The following is a 3,455-nucleotide window of genomic DNA, read 5'->3' as shown; positions in this document are numbered from 1 at the left end:
CTACGAGGTCCTGACCTCGGCCGCCGTCGGCGGCAAGGCCGTCACCGACACGATCTACGTGCCCGACGAGGTCTTCGCCTCCCCGGAGAACCTGCTCAAGACGCTCGTCGTCGGCGACCAGGTCTTCATCAACGCCTACCTCATCGGCGTGACGGTCTTCGCGCGCCAGGGCACCCTCGCCGGCTCCCGCCTTGCCCGCTACGCGTCCGAGATCATGGGCGTCGAGGCCGTGCACCGCGCGCTGGCCCTGCAGTCCCTCGGCGTGCTCGGCAACGACCGCGCCTACTCGAAGTTCGCGCAGCGCGAGCAGACTCCGGGCCTCGCCACCACCGGCTCGCCGGGCTTCTACGTGATCTCCGACGCCGTCGGCGTGCTCGAGTCCGCCGGCTTCGGCTTCGGCAAGCCGGGCAGCAAGCCGGGCACGGCGTACAAGTACGCCGACGTCGCGGCGCGCACCCCGACCCTGCCGGGCGTCAACACGCTCTCGCCGCTGTAGGACGGGACGACCCGGGGACGCCGTCCGGCGTCCCCGAGAGGACCGAGGGGCCCGCGGAGACGCGGGCCCCTCGTCGTTCCCGGGCCCCTGCTCGGGGCTCGGCACGCGACGGCGGCCTCGTCGCGGTCGACGACCCGGGCGTCCGCCCCCGGAACGACGAAACCCCCGCCGTGGCGAGGGTTCCGTGCAGAGCCTCCCAGCGGACTCGAACCGCTGACCCCTTCATTACGAGTGAAGTGCTCTACCAGCTGAGCTAGGGAGGCCCGCGCGCTGCGCGAGGCAGACGCGAAGCGGAAGAGTACCGGGACCGCCGCGATAGCGTTGCCTCATGGGAATCATCGCCTGGATCGTCCTCGGACTGCTCGCGGGAACGCTCGCCCGGGCCATCGTCCCCGGCCGGACCGACCTGGGCTGCCTGACCACGACGGCGGTGGGCATCCTCGGCGCGCTGATCGGCGGGGCGATCGCCTCGGCCGCCGACGTCGGCGAGCTCGGCACGTTCTACGACGCCGGCACCTGGGGTCTGGCGATCCTCGGATCCGTCCTTCTGCTCCTGGTGCTGCAGGCGGTCGGCGGACGCGGACGGCGTCGGCGGTAGGCCCCGCGCCGGTGGCCGCGGACTAGGCTCTCGCCATGGCCTGGAGCACCTCGGACATCCCCAAGCTGGACGGTCGCCGCGCGATCGTGACCGGCGCGAACGGGGGGCTCGGCCTGCAGACGGCGCTCGAGCTCGCGCGCCGTGGGGCCCACGTGACCCTGGCCGTGCGCAACACCGGCAAGGGCGCCGACGCCGTCCGCCGGATCGAGCGCGAGGTCCCCGGTGCGTCGCTGCAGGTCGAGACGCTCGACCTGGCCGACCAGTCCTCGGTCCGGGCGTTCGCCGAGCGCGAGGACGCCGAGGGGCGGCCGCTGGACCTCCTCGTCAACAACGCGGGCATCATGGCCACGCCGCCGCGGGTGACCGCCGACGGGTTCGAGCTGCAGTTCGGGACCAACCACCTCGGCCACTTCGCGCTGACCGGGCTGCTGCTCGACCGGCTGAAGGCCGCCGATGCGCCGCGGGTCGTGACGATCTCGTCCGTCGTGCACAAGCTCGGCGCGATCGACTTCGACGACCTGAACTGGCAGCACAGCTACGGGCCGTGGCGCGCCTACGGCCGCTCCAAGCTGGCCAACCTGCTGTTCGCCCGCGAGCTGCAGGCCCGCGTCGACGCGGCCGGCGTCCCGCTGCGCAGCCTCGCCGCGCACCCGGGGTACTCGTCGACGCACCTGCAGACGTCGGGTCCCGGCATGAGCGGCGGCGTGCTCGGCACGCTCAACGCGTGGGGCGGCCGCGTCGGCAACGCGCTGATCGCGACGAAGGACTCCTACGGCGCGCAGCCGACGCTCTACGCCGCCACGCACCCCGAGGTCCCCGGCGGCTCGTTCGTCGGACCGACGCGCCTCGGGCAGACGCGCGGCCCGATCGGGGTCGTGCAGTCCAACGCCCGCGGGCGCGACATGGCCGTCGCGAGCCGCCTGTTCGACGTCTCCGAGGAGCTGACGGGCGTCCGCTTCGGGCTGGCCCCGGTCCCCGTCGCAGCCTGATCGGTGCGTCGCCTCCTGCGCCGGGCGGGGGTCCTCGCCCTCGTCCTGCTGTTCCTCGCGGGCGTCGCGGCGCTCGCGAGCCTGGGCGACGGCGGGGAGTCGCGGGGGCCGACCGCCTCGACGCCGGCGACCACGACGGCGGCGCTCCCGCCCGCCCGGTCGGCGCGGACGGTCCGCGAGCTGCAGCCCGAGCGGGTGCTCGCCCGGGTCGAGGCGCTCCGCGGGCTGAGGCTCCGCCGGCCGCCGAGGTTCGTCGTGCTCACGCCCGAGCAGGCGCGGCGTCAGGTGCAGGCGGCCGAGGACCGCGAGGCCGGCGGTGCCGTCACCGCGCGCGAGGAGGCCGTCAACCTGTCGCTCGTGACGCTCCTGGGGCTGCTGCCGCCGGACGTCGACCTGGACGACCTCGCGGGGCGGATCACCTCGCAGGGGACCCTCGGCTACTACGACGGCGCGAAGAACGAGATGACGATCATCTCGAAGGGGCCCGACCTGCCCGTCGGCGTCGAGACGACCGTCGCCCACGAGTTGACCCACGCGATCGACGACGAGCACTTCGACGTGTTCGACCGGGTGCAGCGGCTGCGCGAGGACGGGGACGCCGAGCTCGCCTACCGCTCGGTCGTCGAGGGCAACGCCAGCGAGGTGGAGGAGCGCTACCGACAGCGCTACCGGATCCCGCAGCCCGCACCCGGCGGCGACGCCGAGCAGCGCGAGCTCCTGCGCGACCTGCCGTTCGGCCTGCAGCTGCAGCTCGGCTTCCCCTACGCGATAGGGCAGACCTTCGTCGACGCGCTGCGGTCCTCCGGCGCGGACGGCCAGGCGCTGCTGGCGCGCGCGCTGGGCAGCGGCCGGCCGCGCACGACGGTCGAGATCCTCGACCCGACGCGCTGGGTCCGCAGGCAGCCCGTCGTCCCGACGCCGCTGCGGCCGGGGCCGATCCTCGGCGACGGTTGGACGCGGATCGACGGGGACTCGATCGGGGCGTCGGACGTCCTGGCGATCCTCGCGCCGGTCGAGTCCGAGGCCGGCTCCGCGGCCCTGGTGGCCCGCGCGTGGACCGGCGGCGAGTACCGCTTCTACCGCCGCGGCGGGGCGGCGGCCCGTGGCTGCGAGGACCCGTGCCAGAGCCGCGACGCCGTCGTCGGCGGCGTGGCCTTCGCGGCGGCCCCCGACGCGAAGGCCTTCGCCACGCAGTTCGGCCGGGTGCTCGAGCAGCACCGCGACGCCACGAGGGCCGGCACCGCCGTCTGGCGCGTCGGCGACGGCGCCGCGGCGGTCGGGGTGGACGGCGCGCGGGCGACCTTCGCCTACGCCCCGACCCCGGAGCTGGCGATCCGGCTGGTCCGGGAGGCGCCGGCGGCCTGAGCGGCGC

At 75.0% G+C, this 3,455-nt stretch carries 3 protein-coding genes, 1 tRNA gene and 1 pseudogene; 4 read left to right on the top strand and 1 reads right to left on the bottom strand.

Annotation, left to right across the window (positions count from 1 at the left end; translation table 11 throughout):
- A pseudogene (locus Q7T67_RS01155) lies at nucleotides 1-496 on the top strand (hypothetical protein); the annotation flags it as partial.
- Between the two features lie 190 nt (nucleotides 497-686).
- Here the strand turns inward: Q7T67_RS01155 and Q7T67_RS01150 are convergent.
- A tRNA-Thr gene (locus Q7T67_RS01150) sits at nucleotides 687-759 on the bottom strand.
- Between the two features lie 65 nt (nucleotides 760-824).
- On the opposite strand from Q7T67_RS01150, the gene Q7T67_RS01145 reads away from it, so the two are divergent.
- Genes Q7T67_RS01145 through Q7T67_RS01135 form a run of 3 tightly spaced genes read left to right on the top strand, consistent with a single transcriptional unit; the run spans nucleotide 825 to nucleotide 3,448 of the window.
- The gene (locus Q7T67_RS01145) at nucleotides 825-1,094 is read left to right on the top strand and encodes a GlsB/YeaQ/YmgE family stress response membrane protein (RefSeq protein ID WP_304785489.1); all 270 of its coding nucleotides are present in this window, start codon (nucleotides 825-827) and stop codon (nucleotides 1,092-1,094) included.
- 35 nt (nucleotides 1,095-1,129) lie between these two features.
- The gene (locus Q7T67_RS01140; RefSeq protein ID WP_304785488.1) at nucleotides 1,130-2,083 is read left to right on the top strand and encodes an oxidoreductase; all 954 of its coding nucleotides are present in this window, start codon (nucleotides 1,130-1,132) and stop codon (nucleotides 2,081-2,083) included.
- A 3-nt stretch (nucleotides 2,084-2,086) separates the two neighbouring features.
- Nucleotides 2,087-3,448 carry a hypothetical protein gene (locus tag Q7T67_RS01135; protein WP_304785487.1) on the top strand — a complete coding sequence of 454 codons (1,362 nt, stop codon included), beginning with the start codon at nucleotides 2,087-2,089 and terminating at the stop codon, nucleotides 3,446-3,448.
- Nucleotides 3,449-3,455 lie beyond the last annotated feature (7 nt).

This window comes from Patulibacter sp. (assembly GCF_030655195.1).
Lineage (GTDB): Bacteria > Actinomycetota > Thermoleophilia > Solirubrobacterales > Solirubrobacteraceae > Patulibacter.
The sequence above is the reverse complement of the archived record's forward strand: the minus strand, read 5'-3'. Positions and strand labels throughout refer to the sequence as shown.